Origin of the sequence: Streptomyces sp. NRRL WC-3626 (assembly GCF_000718785.1) — a bacterium.
Classification (GTDB): Bacteria; Actinomycetota; Actinomycetes; order Streptomycetales; family Streptomycetaceae; genus Streptomyces; species Streptomyces edwardsiae.
Genome location: NZ_JOCA01000041.1, coordinates 13,948 through 27,012, shown reverse-complemented (window position 1 = coordinate 27,012; position 13,065 = coordinate 13,948). Strand labels below are relative to the sequence as shown.

Below are 13,065 nucleotides of genomic sequence, written 5' to 3'. Positions count from 1 at the left end.
AGGCCCAGGGCCATCAGGACGATGTCGTTGGTGATGGCGAACGCGCCGATCACGCCGTCGAAGGAGAAGGACGCGTCCAGGACCTCGAGGTAGAGGAACGTGAAGAACGCCGCCCTGCCCGCCAGGGCGACCGCGGGCCGCCCCGCCCCCTCGCTCTTCGTGCTCTCCTCGTCGGCCAGCCTGCTCTCGAAGAAGTCCGAGAGCCCGCTCACGACCAGATAGGTGATCAGGCCCGCGATGCCCGAGACGAGCACCGTCTGCGCCTTGTCGGCGTGACCGCCGCCGTGCTGGTGGGCGTGCGCGGCGAACGTCATCGACGACACCAGCAGGATGATCAGCGCGAGACAGACCGACAGCATGTCGACCCGGCCGAGTCTGGCCAGTGGCCGCTCCAGCCAGGAGAGCCACTTGACGTCCCGGTCCTCGAAGACGAAGTCCAGGAAGATCATCAGCAGGAACATCCCGCCGAACGCGGCGATCGACGGGTGCGCGTCGGTGACGAGCTCCTGGTAGCGGTCCTTGTCGGTGAGCGCGAGATGGACCGCCTGGGACGGTGACAGCCGGGCGCTGACGGCGACGATGACGATGGGAAAGAGCAGCCGCATCCCGAAGACGGCGATCAGGATGCCGACGGTGAGGAAGATCCGCTGCCAGAACGCGTTGAGCTTCTTCAGGATGCCGGCGTTGATCACCGCGTTGTCGAAGGACAGCGAGACCTCCAGGACGGCGAGGATGGCGACCAGCCCCAGCGCCGTCCAGCCGTCGTAGAGCACCCCGGCCACCAGGCCGAGGGCCGTGACGGCGAAGGCCCAGCGGAACGTCTTCAGCAGCACGCGGCACTCCCTTGTCTCTCGCGGCGCGTTCGGCGCCGGGACCAAGGGCCTCGTACCCTGTGCCCCTCCCAGGATGTCTACTACGCCGGGGCCGCCGAAGACCCGGCCGACACCGCCGCCGGGGTCACGGCGCGAGATCCAGGACGAGCTTGCCGCGGGTGCGGTTGGTCTCGCCCCGACGGTGCGCCTCGGCGACGTCCTCCAGCGCGAACACCCGCTCGACCTCCACCCGGACCGCTCCCGCGTCGACCAGACCGGCGAGGGTGGTCAGGGCGGCGCCGTCCGGCTCGACCAGGACCGGGCTGGTGCGCACCCCGGCCGCCCCGGCCGCCTCGGCGAGGGCCGGGGAGACACCGCCCGGGACGGAGACGATCAGGCCGCCCGGCCGGGTCACCGCCACCGACCGGACGTCGGTGGCGTCCGTGCCGCCCATCAGGTCGATGACGACGTCCACCTCACCGGCCACGTCCTCGAACCGCTGCCGGGTGTAGTCCACGGTCCGGTCGGCGCCCAGTTCCTTGAGCCAGGCGTGCCGGGGCTCTCGGGCGGTCGCGACCACCTCGGCGCCCAGATGCCGGGCGATCTGCACCGCCAGATGGCCCACGCCGCCGGCCGCCGCGTGCACCAGCACCCGCTGACCGGCCCGGACACCCGCCGTGTCCACCAGCGCCTGCCACGCGGTGAGCACCGCGAGGGGCAGGGCGGCGGCCTCGGCGTGGCCGATCGAGGCGGGCTTGCGCGCGAACTGACGGGACGGCGCCGTCACATACTCGGCGTAGCCGCCGGCCGGGCGGGGGAACCAGGGCATCGCGTACACCTCGTCACCCGGCGCGAGCGTGGTGACGCCGAAGCCGACCTCCTCGACGACTCCGGAGACGTCCCAGCCGAGGATCAGCGGCAGCGTCTGCAGCCCCGCCATGCCCTGTCCCGCGCGGGTCTTCCAGTCCACCGGGTTGATCCCGGCCGCGTGCACCCGCACCAGCACCTCGGTGGGCAGCGGAACGGGACGCGCCACCCGCCCGACGGTCAGCACCTCCGGCCCGCCGAACTCGCCGACGGTGACGGCCCGCATGGTGTGCTCGCTCATGTTCTCCTCGTTCCTGTCCCTGTGACCTGTGCAAGAACCGGGCCGAGCCCGGTGATCATCAGCCTCGCCCCTCCCAGCGGCCCACGGGGAGTGGCTGGAGGGCCACCTGTCGTACCATTCCGGCCATGGCCCATCGCATCGCCGTTCTCGCCCTCGAAGGCGTCCTCGCCATGGACCTCGGCATCGCCGCGCGCGTCTTCGACGCCGCGTGCGATCCGGCGGGCACGCCGCTCTACTCCGTGACGACCTGCTCGCTCGGCGGGCGGCCGGTCCGCACCCACGAGGGGTTCCGGATCGTCGTGGACCACGACGAGTCCCTCCTGGAGAGCGCGGACACCGTGGTGATCGCCACCCAGGAGCCCGAGAGGCATCTGCTCGCCACCGGTGAGCTGCCCCCGGAGGTCGCCGCGGCGTTCGCCCGGATCGGTCCGCGCACCCGCGTCGTCAGCCTGTGCACCTCGGCGTTCCTGCTCGCGGCGGCCGGGCTGCTGGACGGTATGCGCGCCACCACCCACTGGGCGCTCTGTGACGCGTTCGCACGGCTCTTCCCCCGGATCGAGGTCGACCCGGACGTCCTGTTCGTCGACAACGGACGTGTCCTGACCTCGGCGGGCGGCGCCGCCGGCATCGATGTGTGCCTGCATCTGATCCGCCGGGACCACGGCGCGGCGGTGGCCGGCGCGGCGGCCCGCCGCTGTGTGGTCGCCCCGTGGCGCGAGGGCGGGCAGGCGCAGTTCATCGAGCATCCGGTGCCGAAGGACGCCGGCCGTTCCACCTCGGCCACCCGGCAGTGGGCCCTCGACCGGCTGGCCGAACCCCTCACCCTGGAGGACATGGCCCGGCACGCGCACATGAGCGTGCGCACCTTCACCCGCCGCTTCCGCGGCGAGGTGGGCACCAGCCCCCTGCGGTGGCTGCTGCAGTGCCGGCTGAACCAGGCGCGGCGGCTGCTGGAGTCCACCGAGCTGACCGTCGCACGGGTGGCCACGGCCAGCGGCTTCGGCGACCCCGTCGCCCTGCGCAAGCACTTCGCCGCCCACCTCGGCCTCTCCCCGCTGGCCTACCGTCGCGCCCACAACGCCCCGGACCCGACGGCGGTGAGCCGCTGATTCAGCGGCGCCGGCGCCGTACGAGGCGGCGGAACGCCTTCGGCCCGCCGGCCGGTGCGGGAAGGGCGCCGGCCACCGCGTCGGCCAGCAGGGAGCCGACGGTCTCCGCCGCGCACACGCGGTTGGCGCCGATACCGCCCGACGGGCCGCGTTTGATCCAGCCGACGACATACGTCCCCGGCCTGCCCGTCACCCGGCCCGCCCGGTGCGGCACGGTCCCGGTGGCCTCGTCGAACGGCAGCCCCGCCGGCGCCACCCCGCGGTAGCCGACCGCCCGCAGGACCCGCCCGGCCGGGATCTCCAGCTCACCTGTGCCGCCGGTGACCCGTACGGCGCGCGTCCGGGCACCGCCGTGGACCTCCACGGGAGCGGAGAGGAAGCGGAACACGATACGCCGCCGTCCCGAAGCGCCCGGCGGCAGCGACCAGTCGACCGGCTCCCGCGCCAGTCCCCGCAGGGCCCCCGCCTTCTCCCGCGCGCCGGCGGCGTCGATCGCGGCACCGATGCGCGGATCGTGGTCGTCGACGAGCAGGTCCACGTCGTCGAGATGCCTCAGGGCGAGCACCTCGGGTCCGGTGTACGCCGCGTGCTCCGGTCCGCGGCGCCCGAGCAGCACCACCTCGCGCACCTTGCTGCGGCGCAGTTCCGCCAGCGCGTGGTCCGCGATCCTGGTGCCGGCCAGCGTCCCGGGGTCGCGGACCAGGAGCCGCGCGACATCCAGGGCGACATTGCCGTTGCCGACCACGACGATCCGCTCGCAGGACAGGTCGACGGCGTCCGGGGCGACCTCCGGATGCGCGTTGTACCAGGCGACGAACGTGGTCGCGGAGAGGCTGCCCGGCCGGTCCTCGCCCGGGATGCCCAGCCGCCGGTCCGTGGCGGCGCCGACCGCGTAGATCACCGCGTCGTGGTGGGCGGCGAGTTCCTCCGCCGTGACGTCGGTGCCCACGTCGAGGTCGAGGTACATCCGCGCGCGCGGATGGGTGAGGAAGCGGGCGAAACTCTCGCCCACCTTCTTCGTGGCCGGATGGTCCGGTGCCACGCCGTACCGCACCAGACCGCCGGCGGCCGGCAGCCGGTCGACGAGCGTCACCTCGGCCCGGGTGTGCAGCAGCAGGTCCCGGGCCGCGTACAGGCCGGCCGGGCCGGTGCCGACGATGGCGACCCGCAGCGGCCCGAAGTCAGGGGGCAGCACCCGGTCGAAGGACGGCTCGCCCCAGTCGTGGAAGTTCGGCCCCGAACGCGCCGGCGTCCCGGCCTCCCCGGGAAGGTCCCGCTCGAAGTGGTCCGCGTTGATGCGCGCGTACTCGCGCTGCCCGTCCGGCAGCCGGTCGACCGGGAGGACGGCGTCCACCGGGCAGGCGTCGGCGCAGGCCCCGCAGTCGATGCAGGCTTTCGGGTCGATGTACAGCATCTCCGTGCTGCCGAAGGCCCGTTCGCCGGGCGTGGGGTGTATGCAGTTGACCGGGCAGACGGACACGCAGGTGGCGTCGCTGCAGCAGGTCTGGGTGATCGCGAAGGCCATGGTCGTCCACTCCGCTGGAGGCCGGGACAGGTGCGGGTCGTCAGACGAGATGGGCGCGCCGGTAGAAGCGGAGCGCGGGACCGGTGAGCAGTCCCACCGAGTCCAGGAACTCCATCAGGCCCGAACAGCTCGCCCGCAGCATCGACTTGTGGTGCTCGTTGGCCTTGGCCTCGCGCAGCGCGCGTGCCTCGTCCAGGCCGGCGTTCGCGTAGACCTTCCGGTTCACCATGCTGGTGACGATGACGTACGCCGCGACGGCGATCAGCAGGGCGTGCACACGGCGGCGCACCCGCCCGGCGCGCGCGAGATGCCTGCGCGTCTCCTCGCGGGCGAACTTCATGTGCCGGGACTCCTCGACGACATGGATGTTGTTGATGGTGCGGACGAACGGCACCACCCGCTCGTCCCGCATCCAGTCGCGCTGCATGACGTCGAGGACCTCCTCGGCGACCAGGATCGCCGCGTACGCGGCCTCGCCGAAGGCGACGGTCTTGAAGAACCTGCCCAGTTCCAGCGCGACCCGGTGCGGCCGGTAGGCCGGCGCCCGGAGCTTCTTCGCCCCGCGGGCGAACATGATCGAGTGCCGGCACTCGTCGGCTATCTCGGTGAGCGCCCACTGGACGGCGTCGTCCGTCGGATCCTTGGCGTAGATGTCCCGCAGCACCATCTGCTGCAGGATCATCTCGAACCAGATGCCGGTACTGGCGACGGACGCCGCCTCCTGCCGCGTCAGCTCCTTGCGCTGCGCGTCGGTCAGTTCGTTCCAGTACGCCGTCCCGTAGAGCGTGCTCCACTCCGGGCTGGCGCCGTGGAAGTCCGTGTCGAGCGGTGTGTCCCAGTCGACCTCGGTGAGCGGGTCGTAGGAGAGCTGCGCCGACGAGTCCAGCAGCCGCCGGGCCACATCGTCGCCGGAGGTCGTGTTCCCCATGCCGAGGGCTCCTCGCCTCGAGTCCGGTCAGTCTTACCGCGGGTAACCAACCGCGTTGCTGACGAACTGTATAGCAAGAGGGCTCGGGTTCCTACCCCCAAGTAGCAAAGGGCCGCCACCGGACGCCGGGCGTGGGGTCAGCCCCGCCGGGACCGGACCACCAGGGCCGTACCGCCGGCCACGGCCAGGACCGCCGCGCCACCGAGGACCGCGGCACGGTCGCCCGCGCCGGTCTCGGCGAGGGCGGGACCGGAGTCGTGCGCCGCCCGCAGGATCAGATCGGTCACGTCGTCCGGGTCGGTCTCCAGCACCGCGTGCGGGGCGTCGACCTCGACGGTGGTCGCGCCGGCCCGCTCGGCCATGAAGCGCACGTTGTCGGTGCCGATGGTGCGGTCGTCGGTGGCGACGAGATACCAGGACGGGATCGTCTTCCACGCGACGGCCGAGGTCGCCTCCGTGGTGGTCGCCACGTGCGCGGGGCGCTGCCGCGCGGCGAGCGCGGCCGTCTCGTCCGCCGCCAGCCGGTCGCTCAGGAAGACGTCACCGAACTTGTCCGGCTTGATGTACGTGTCGATGTCGGCGGGGTCGCTGCTGAGCGGGATCGCCGCCAGGGCGGTGGGGAAGGGCGCGTCGGGATCGTCCGAGAGATGGCTGCCGGGGTACTTGGCGGCGAGCTCCAGGGCCGTCTCGCCCTTGTCGGGCGCGAACGCCGCTATGTAGACGAGGGACTTGACGTTCGGATTGCCTGCCGCCGCGTTGGTGATGACGGCCCCGCCGTACGAGTGCGCGGCAAGGACGACCGGGCCCTCGATCGTCCTGAGCCGGGCGGCCAGGTAGGCGGAGTCGCCGTCGAGGCCGCGCAGCGGGTTGGCGGTGGCGACCACCGGATAGCCCTTCGCCTGCAGACTCCGGATGACCTCGTCCCAGCCCGAGTCGTCCGCCCAGGCCCCGTGCACCAGCACCACGGTCGGCTTGGCGCCGGAGCCGGCCCCGCCGCCGCTCTGGGAGGCCAGGGACGGGGCGGCGGCCATCAGGACCGTTGCGGGGACGAGGACGGCCAGGGGGAACGCCCGTCGGGCGGCGTGCCGTATGCGCATCATGACCACTCTTTCCGGGAGGGGATCGACTGGAGACGACACTGCACGCCGCCCGCTCGCGCGGCACCGCCGGAGGGACCGGGCGAGTGAAGGGCACCGGGCCCGCCACCGCGCCGTCAGGGCGTCCGGACGGGACCCGCGGTCACTCGATGCCGCTGGGGGTGGGCGTCGGAGTGCCGCCGGCCAGGACGTCCTTCAGACGCTGCGTGCCCTGCTGGGCGGCGGCCTTGGTGGCGTCGTGGCCGGCTCCGCCGAGCCCGCCGTTGGTCACCGTGATCGCGTCCGCGCCGATCCGCACCACGGCCACGTCCAGGGTGAGGGTCACGGACTCGCCCCCGCTGTCACCCTTCACCGTCACGGTCATCCCCTGCCGCGCGTCGCCCTCGTCGGGCAGCTCCATCTCGACGACCTGGACGGTGCGGTCACCGTTGTCACCGCCGGTCACGGTGAACTGGTCGCAGGTGTCGGGAAGCGACTGCAGCGACTTCATCGACTTGTCGAGGTCGGCCTGCTGATAGGCGGCCACCTGGTAGAGCAGCCGGGAGTCGCCCTGCTCGAACCCGTTGAGCGCCGACGCCCCGGACGGCGTCCCCAGCAGGGTCTCGTCGTACAGCGAGTCGATCAGCTGCTGGCAGTCCGCGGCGTCGCTCTTCCCGTTGAGGAAGGCGGCCACGTCGACCTGCCCGACGAGCAGGGAGTCCCGCCACTGCTGCGGTTTGTCCACCTGCGTCCAGTCGCCCTCCAGGTCCGCCGCGGTGATCAGCGCGTTCCGCGCACCCGTCTCACTGAGCACCGGACCGGGCGAGGACGTGTCGGTCGACGTGGGGGATTCGGTCTGCGCGACCGCCGCGGCGCCGGTCTCCGATCCGGCCGACGTGCTGTCGTCCGCGTCGGAACAGGCCGCCGTGGTGAGCAGGGTCCCGGTGGCCAGTACGACGGCCAGGACACGGGACGAGCGGACGATCGGGCGAGGGGTGGTCACGAGTGCCTCCTGTGGATGGGACGGGCGCCCCGGCGCCGACCTGCCCCGAGCGCTTCTGTGCCCTTGTCCCCTCACCGCACCACCGGTGCGCCCGGGCGACCAGCGCAGCGGAGGCACACGGGTGAGCGCCCGCCCCGATCACATGCCGGCGTATCCCGGCGATCACCGGGAAGACGCGATGGCGAGCGCGCTTCCCGGCATCGTCCGGAAGACGCTGGTACGTTCCGTCTGCCACGGTCCGACCTGGAAAGGACCCCGCCACGTCCCCCACCGACAGCGAGCCCACACCCCCTTCCGCAGCGGTCAGGCGGCACCCCGCCCTGTTCCGTGCCGTCCGCCGCCGGCGGAACCCGCCCCTGCGCCGTTCGGACATCACCGTGACGGACGAACGGGCGGTCAAGCGCGCGGTGAAGGCCGCCTCGCTCGGCAACGCCATGGAGTGGTTCGACTTCGGCATCTACGCGTATCTGGCCGGCACCATCGGCCGGGTCTTCTTCCCCTCCGGGAGCGACACCGCGCAGTTGCTGTCGTCGTTCGCCACCTTCGCCGTCGCCTTCCTGGTGCGCCCGCTCGGCGGCATGGTCTTCGGGCCGATGGGCGACAAGGTCGGCCGCAAGAAGGTGCTCGCCCTGACCATGATCCTGATGGCGATCGGTACCGCCGCGATCGGCCTGCTGCCGACCTACGCGGCCGTCGGCTTCTGGTCACCCCTGCTGCTGATCCTCTTCCGGCTGCTCCAGGGCTTCTCCACCGGCGGCGAGTACGGCGGCGCCTCCACCTTCATCGCGGAGTACGCCCCGGACAAACGGCGCGGCTACTTCGGCAGCTTCCTGGAACTGGGCACGCTGGCCGGGTACACCGGCGCGGCCGGCCTGGTCACCGCGCTCACCGCCTGGCTCGGCAACGACACGATGGACGCCTGGGGCTGGCGCATCCCCTTCCTGGTCGCCGGGCCGCTGGGCATCGTCGGCATCTATCTGCGGTTGAAGCTGGACGACACTCCCGCCTATCTGAAGCTGGAGCAGGGCGACGTCCACATCGGCGACGCCGCGAACGCCGTGGAGACCACCGCCCACGGCGACCTCGCCAGGATCTTCCGGCAGTACTGGCCGACGCTGGTGCTGTGCATCGCGCTGGTCGGCGCGTACAACGTCACCGACTACATGCTGCTGTCGTACATGCCGACGTATCTCTCGGACGAACTGCACTACAGCGAGACCCACGGTCTGCTGATCCTGGTGGCCACCATGGTGGTGCTGATGCTGATCATCAACCAGGTGGGGCGGCTCAACGACCACTTCGGCCGCAAACCGCTGCTGATGACCGGCATGCTGGGCTTCTTCTTCCTGTCCGCCCCGGCCTTCCTCCTGGTGCGACAGGGCAGTCTGCTCGCCGTCTCGGCCGGCATGCTGATGCTCGGCCTGTCCCTGGTCTGTCTGCTCGGCACCATGTCGGCGGCGCTGCCGGCCATGTTTCCGACGCATGTGCGCTACGGCTCCCTGTCGGTCGGCTACAACCTGTCGGCGTCCCTGTTCGGTGGCACGACACCGCTGGTCATCACGGCCCTCATCGGCGTGACCGGCTCGGACATGATGCCGGCGTACTACTCGATGGCCGCCGCCCTGGTCGGTGTCATCGCGGTGGCCTGCATGAAGGAGACCGCCCAGCAGCCGCTGGAGGGCTCGCCCCCCTCGGTGCAGACGCCGGAGGAGGCGGCGGAGCTGGTGCGGTCACAGGCGCCGGCACCCAAGTTCTGAGCCGGCGCCCCGCCAGGTCACAGACCGCTGACCTTGCCGCTCGCCGAGACGTCGTAGACCAGGGTGACGGTCCGCCGGCTGCCCGGGGCCAGCGGGACGTCCCAGCGGACGATGCCGTCCGCGTCGATTGCGTCCGGCGCCGGAGAACAGGCGTCCCGGCGCAGCCGTACCTCCACCGCCGAGACCTCGGACACCGGGACCCGTTCCCGGACGGTGATCACCCTGTCACCGTGCTCGCCCGGGGCGGAGAAGCGGGAGAGACGCAGCCGGACCGTCCGGGTGAGCACGGTCCGCTGGGTGAGGCCCAAGGTGTCGCGGGTCTCCTCGGTCTCCCGCAGGACCCGGTGGTCGTCCCGGCTGCCGAAGGCGAGCTCGACGGGCGCGCCGGGGGCGGCGAAGTCCAGTGTGCCGCGTCCGCCGAACCCACCGCCCCGGATCAGGTCGACCGGCCCGGCGAGCAGCGCGTGCCCGGACAGATTGTCGAACCGCGCCACCTGGCTGACGAGGGGCGACAGTTCGGGCGCGCAGGCGTACTCCCTTCTCGCCGGCGCGGTGAAGGAGGAGAGCGGGACACGGTGGGCGCGGCCGTCCGCCGGCACGGAGACCGGCGCGGGGGAGCGCAGCACGCGCACCTCGCCGCCGTCGTCCACGCCCGGCAGCCCCAGCACGCCGGCGGGCCCGAGTTCGGCGATCTCCTCCTCCCGCAGGTCGACGTGGACGGTACGGCGTTCGGCGGGGGTGCGGTCCTGGAGCGTCAGCCGGTCCTCGCCGAGCAGGGGCGGTTCCGCGGCCCGCGCGGAACGGGCCGTCGACAGGGTCAGCCGTACGTCGGACCAGTCCTCGCCGGTGCGCTGCCAGACGACGGCCTCGGTCTCCAGCGTGAGGGAATCGCCGTCGAGTTCCGCCCGGTAGGCGGGCCGCCACACCGCGCACGGTGTGAGATGACTCAGCCGCAGTCCGGCCGGTCCGGCGGCCGAGGCGTCCACGGTCAGCTCGATGTGGGCGACCAGCTCGGCGGGTTCCGTCTCGGTGAGGTCCATGACGTGCCGCACCTCGGCGAGTTCGGCGGCGACGGCTGCCGCCTGCGCCTCCACCGCGCGCAACCGTTCGCCGTGGGCGTCGCGTTCGCCGTCGACCCGGTCCAGTTCCCGGGCCCAGCGCTCCCTCTCGGCCTCTCCGAAGCCGGCACCCTCACCGATCTCCCGCAGCAGATCGGTGGCGAGACGGCCCAGCACGTCGAGCCGGGTACGGAGCCGGTCACGCCGCTGCTCCAGGTCCGTGTGTTCCTCCTCCAGCTCGGTCGTGCGCCGGCGCAGAGCGGAGTCGTCGTCGGCGGGAAGCGGCCCGCGCGGTGTCCAGGTGCGGACGATCCGCGCGTCCAGCACTGCCGCCGGACGGTCGCCGGTCAGCTCCGCGTGGAGGGTGCGGTCGACGGCCAGCGCGCTGACCGGTCCGAGGCGCAGCCGCTGGGTGCCGGCCCGCAGCTCGAGTACGGCGGTGCGCTCGACGTGGGCGCGGTCCTCCGTGCAGCTGACGGCGGTGACCGGGAGGGGGACGGTCTCGGTTGACGTAGACATGTGGCTGTGTCAGCTCCTGCGGTTGCCGCCCGTGAGGGCCTTGCCGGCCGGGATCCTGATGTCGTAGCCGCCGTCGAGTACGGCGGTGCCGCCGGCGGGCAGTTCGACGCGCCACAGGCGGGTGCCCGGCGCGTGCGGCCGCGGGCCCGGGTCGTCCCCGGGCACCGTCCAGTCGGCGCGTTCCTCGATCCTGACGTCCGCGTCGGAGGTGACGGGCACGCGCTCGCGCACCTCCACGGAGACGGGCTCCGGGAGCCGGTTGGCCAGTTCGACGTGGACGCGGTGTTCGAGCACGGTGACGTTGTTGCGCAGCCCCGCCGTCGACTCGTGGAGATTCACCCGGCGGGTGACCCCGATGGCCTCCGCGGGGCCGAGCCCGACTCGGCTGACACCGCCGGGGGCGAGCGTGGGCAGTGCGGCGGTCAGCAGGAACTCCTCGTCCAGGGTGACCTCCACCGGCCCGGCCAGCAGCGCCTGGCCGGTGGCGTTGGAGAGCACCAGCGTCGTGTACACGGTCTGCTCCACGGACGGGACACAGATGTACTCGGTGCGCAGACCGACCGGGATCCCGCCGACGGTGACGGTGTGCCACGTCCCGTCGGAGGGGATGTCGGCCGGGGCGGCGGCGTCGAACCGGTGGTCGAAGGAACCCGCAGACTCGCGCGGCCGCACGGCGTATCCGGGAAGGGGCAGCGCGGCCACCGTCTGCGCGCGGCGGCGGTACTCGGCGGTCACCGGGTCGGTGCCGGATCCGGGGAACAGTTTGCCCCGGCGGCCGCCGGGCTCGTCCGGGCCGCTCAGGACGAGGGCGGAGTAGTCGAGTTCGGCGCCGCCCGGCCGCGGCGGGCCGGGAGGGGGCGCCGGCCGAGCCGGCTCGGCGAGGGCCGCGGAAGCGACGGGCGGCGCCGCCGCGGGAGCGGCTGCGAAGGCCGGGGCGGCGCCGGGCGCGGCGGGCCGCGCGCCGGTACGCGGCCTGGCGCCCGACCGCTCCCTGGTCACCGAGGCGTCCCCGTAGAACTGGGGCTCCGGGGGCGCGCCGTACCCCGCCGGTGCGGGCGGTGGCGGGGGAGCGCCGCCGGCCCGGGAGGCGTACCCGCCGCCCGTGTCGGGGCGGGGGCCGGCCGCGTCGTAACCGGCGAAGAGATCGGTGAGCCCGGCCGGGTGCCCGCGCCAGCCCGAAGCCGCCGGGGCGGGCTGGCTGCGCCCGATGCGGACCGAGCGGAGCCGGGGCAGGTCGGTACGACGGCGCAGATCGGCGGTGGCCAGCGCGATGCGCACGCCGGTCCAGTCCTCACCGGTGCGCTGGGCGACGGAGGCACGCAGCAGCAGGGACGCCTCACGGTCGCCCTGACGGTGGGTGAGCCGGTAGGCGGGCACCCAGACGGCGCCCGGCACCCCGTACTCCACCTCCACCTCCACCTCGCCCGTGCCGTCCAGGGTCAGGACCGCGCCCAGCGAACGCTCCACCGGCGTCGACGTCGTGTCGGTGGAGGCACGGTCGAGCCGGTCCTCGGCGACCGTCAGCTCGTGCTCGGCCCGGCGCAGCTCCTCCTCCAGCTCACGCAGCCGGCCGTGCAGCCCGGTCAGCCGGTCGTCGACGAACGCGGAGAGCTCCAGCCATGCGTCGACCGGGGTACGGCGGTGCGGATCGTCCCGCTTGCGGGACGGCGGCACCGGACGCAGCGCCGCGACCTCGTCGATCAGGCCCTGCTGCCGGTCCCGGCGGGCCCGTACGGCCTCGCAGTCGTCGCGCAGCCGCTTCACTTCCCGCAGCAGCGCGTCGGCCCGCTCCGTGCCGACGGGCTCGGCCTCGACCTCCACCCGGGCCTCGGTGACCCGCACCCCGGACGCGCCGACGACGCGGGCCCGCAGCGAATCGGCGTCCAGTGAGCGGGGCAGTCCTGTGACCCGTACACGTCCGTCCGCCGGGACGGTGCCCCGGGCGAGACGGCGGCACAGCGCGCCCTGCGCGTACACCACCACCGAGTCGAGAGTCGACGCCCACCTCGGGGCCGTACCAGCCGTCATGCGCTCCCCCACCCAGCCGCTCCGGTGCCGAGGTCAGCCTACGCGGTGATCCGTGGCGGGTCGAAGGTCCCGCGTCCGGGCGGTGACCCTCGCACGGCGTTCTTGCGGTGGGCCTCCCATGCGTTCAAAGTGACCCCCTGAA

At 73.0% G+C, this 13,065-nt stretch carries 10 protein-coding genes; 2 read left to right on the top strand and 8 right to left on the bottom strand.

The window, feature by feature from the left end:
* The coding region (locus IF28_RS0135560) for a DUF475 domain-containing protein (RefSeq protein ID WP_030229494.1) at positions 1-833 on the bottom strand (833 nt) is incomplete at its 3' end.
* A 124-nt stretch (positions 834-957) separates the two neighbouring features.
* Positions 958-1,920: an NADP-dependent oxidoreductase gene (locus IF28_RS0135555; RefSeq protein ID WP_030229492.1), complete on the bottom strand. Its 963-nt coding sequence runs from the start codon at positions 1,918-1,920 to the stop codon at positions 958-960.
* A gap of 125 nt (positions 1,921-2,045) precedes the next feature.
* Between IF28_RS0135555 and IF28_RS0135550 the strand changes: the two genes are divergently transcribed.
* Positions 2,046-3,029, top strand: coding sequence for a GlxA family transcriptional regulator (locus tag IF28_RS0135550; protein ID WP_030229490.1), 984 nt, complete (start codon positions 2,046-2,048; stop codon positions 3,027-3,029).
* Position 3,030: 1 nt separating this feature from the next.
* On the opposite strand, the gene IF28_RS0135545 is transcribed toward IF28_RS0135550, so the two are convergent.
* The 4 genes from IF28_RS0135545 to IF28_RS0135530 all read right to left on the bottom strand — a co-directional run bounded on the left by IF28_RS0135545 (position 3,031) and on the right by IF28_RS0135530 (position 7,561).
* Positions 3,031-4,554: an FAD-dependent oxidoreductase gene (locus IF28_RS0135545; protein ID WP_030229488.1), complete on the bottom strand. Its 1,524-nt coding sequence runs from the start codon at positions 4,552-4,554 to the stop codon at positions 3,031-3,033.
* 40 nt (positions 4,555-4,594) lie between these two features.
* A complete protein-coding gene (locus IF28_RS0135540; RefSeq protein ID WP_030229486.1) occupies positions 4,595-5,482 on the bottom strand; it encodes an AurF N-oxygenase family protein in 888 nt (295 codons plus the stop codon).
* A gap of 137 nt (positions 5,483-5,619) precedes the next feature.
* Complete coding sequence (locus IF28_RS0135535) at positions 5,620-6,582, bottom strand: alpha/beta fold hydrolase (RefSeq protein WP_030229484.1); 963 nt, start codon at positions 6,580-6,582, stop codon at positions 5,620-5,622.
* A 139-nt stretch (positions 6,583-6,721) separates the two neighbouring features.
* A complete protein-coding gene (locus IF28_RS0135530) occupies positions 6,722-7,561 on the bottom strand; it encodes a hypothetical protein (RefSeq protein ID WP_030229481.1) in 840 nt (279 codons plus the stop codon).
* Between the two features lie 377 nt (positions 7,562-7,938).
* Between IF28_RS0135530 and IF28_RS0135525 the strand changes: the two genes are divergently transcribed.
* Positions 7,939-9,318 carry an MFS transporter gene (locus tag IF28_RS0135525; RefSeq protein WP_030229479.1) on the top strand — a complete coding sequence of 460 codons (1,380 nt, stop codon included), beginning with the start codon at positions 7,939-7,941 and terminating at the stop codon, positions 9,316-9,318.
* A 17-nt stretch (positions 9,319-9,335) separates the two neighbouring features.
* On the opposite strand, the gene IF28_RS0135520 is transcribed toward IF28_RS0135525, so the two are convergent.
* A complete protein-coding gene (locus IF28_RS0135520) occupies positions 9,336-10,895 on the bottom strand; it encodes a DUF4139 domain-containing protein (protein WP_030229476.1) in 1,560 nt (519 codons plus the stop codon).
* A gap of 9 nt (positions 10,896-10,904) precedes the next feature.
* Positions 10,905-12,923, bottom strand: coding sequence for a DUF4139 domain-containing protein (locus tag IF28_RS0135515; RefSeq protein WP_051713999.1), 2,019 nt, complete (start codon positions 12,921-12,923; stop codon positions 10,905-10,907).
* Positions 12,924-13,065: the final 142 nt, after the last annotated feature.

Bases quoted from the DNA above. Each gene is read 5' to 3' on its own strand.
- IF28_RS0135555 (WP_030229492.1), bottom strand. From the start codon at position 1,920: ATGAGCGAGCACACCATGCGGGCCGTCACCGTCGGCGAGTTCGGCGGG.
- IF28_RS0135550 (WP_030229490.1), top strand. From the start codon at position 2,046: ATGGCCCATCGCATCGCCGTTCTCGCCCTCGAAGGCGTCCTCGCCATG.
- IF28_RS0135545 (WP_030229488.1), bottom strand. From the start codon at position 4,554: ATGGCCTTCGCGATCACCCAGACCTGCTGCAGCGACGCCACCTGCGTG.
- IF28_RS0135540 (WP_030229486.1), bottom strand. From the start codon at position 5,482: ATGGGGAACACGACCTCCGGCGACGATGTGGCCCGGCGGCTGCTGGAC.
- IF28_RS0135535 (WP_030229484.1), bottom strand. From the start codon at position 6,582: ATGATGCGCATACGGCACGCCGCCCGACGGGCGTTCCCCCTGGCCGTC.
- IF28_RS0135520 (WP_030229476.1), bottom strand. From the start codon at position 10,895: ATGTCTACGTCAACCGAGACCGTCCCCCTCCCGGTCACCGCCGTCAGC.
- IF28_RS0135515 (WP_051713999.1), bottom strand. From the start codon at position 12,923: ATGACGGCTGGTACGGCCCCGAGGTGGGCGTCGACTCTCGACTCGGTG.